The organism is Nonomuraea deserti, from assembly GCF_004348685.1.
Taxonomy (GTDB): domain Bacteria; phylum Actinomycetota; class Actinomycetes; order Streptosporangiales; family Streptosporangiaceae; genus Nonomuraea; species Nonomuraea deserti.
Genome location: NZ_SMKO01000418.1, coordinates 1 through 1,173, shown reverse-complemented (window position 1 = coordinate 1,173; position 1,173 = coordinate 1). Strand labels below are relative to the sequence as shown.

The following is a 1,173-nucleotide window of genomic DNA, read 5'->3' as shown; positions in this document are numbered from 1 at the left end:
GTCCCAGGTGACCGGGAGGCTCTTGACCCCGTAGATGTCCGCGGTCTCGGGGCGCAGGGCGACCTCTTCAGCCGGGACGGCCAGGCGCAGTGTGGGGAAGCGGTCGAGCAGCGCGGGGAGGGCGACGCGCATCTCGACGCGGGCCAGCTGCTGGCCCAGGCACTGGTGGATGCCGTGGCCGAAGGCCAGGTGCCCGCCGTCCTGCCTGCGCAGGTCGAGCGTGTGGGGGTCGGCGAAGCGTTCGGGGTCGCGGTTGGCGGTGTTGAGGGACAGGACGACCGCCGTGCCGGCCTCGATGGTGTGGCCGCCCAGCTCGACGTCCTCCAGCGCCGTCCGCATGAACGTCTTGGCGACGCTCAGGTACCGCAGCAGTTCCTCCACGGCCCGGTCGGCGAGCGCGGGGTCGGCGCGCAGCGCGGCCTGCTGCGCCGGGTTGCGCAGCAGCGCGAAGGTGCCCAGCGCCAGCATGTTCGCGGTGGTGTCGAACCCGGCCGACAGCAGGATCAGGGCGATCCCCCGTAGCTCCTCATCGGTCAGGTCGCTGTCGAGCAGGTCGCTGAGCACGTCGTCGGTGGGGTCGGCGCGTTTGGCGGCCACCAGCTCCGCGAGGTATCGCTGGGTCGCGGTGTAGGCCGCGATCAGGTCCTCGTCGCTGCTCTCCCCGCCGAGGAAGGTGTCGATGTGCTGCTGGAAGGAGCCGCGGTCCTCGTACGGCACGCCCAGCAGCTCGCAGATGATGACGGCGGGGATGGGCTTGGCGAAGGCGGTCACCAGGTCCGTCGGCGGCCCGGCCTTCTCCATGGCGTCCAGGTGCTCGGCGGTGACCTGTTCGACGCGTTCGGTGAGCAGCCGCATCCGCCGGACGGTGAACTTGCCCACCAGCGGTTTGCGGTAGCGGCTGTGCCGCGGCTCGTCCATGAGGAGGAACTCGCCGGGCGGCGCCGGGGGGACCTCGATGTCGCCGTAGTCGATGATCGGGTGGTGGCGCATGAGCTCCTTGCGCGAGCTGAACCGCGGGTCGGCCAGGATCGACCGGACCAGGTCGTAACCGGTGACCAGCCAGCCCTGGTGCCCGTCGGGGAAGGGGAAGCGGCTGATCGGGCCGTGCTCGCGGGCGTCGATCAGCCCTGCCGGCGGGTCGAAGGGACAGCCGGGCTGACGCGCCGTCGGCAT

Annotated in this window: 1 protein-coding gene; it reads right to left on the bottom strand. The window is 71.5% G+C overall.

Annotated elements, in window-relative coordinates; genetic code table 11:
• Positions 1-1,173 (bottom strand): cytochrome P450 (locus E1292_RS50445; RefSeq protein ID WP_132606882.1); only part of this gene is annotated, 1,173 nt, incomplete at both ends.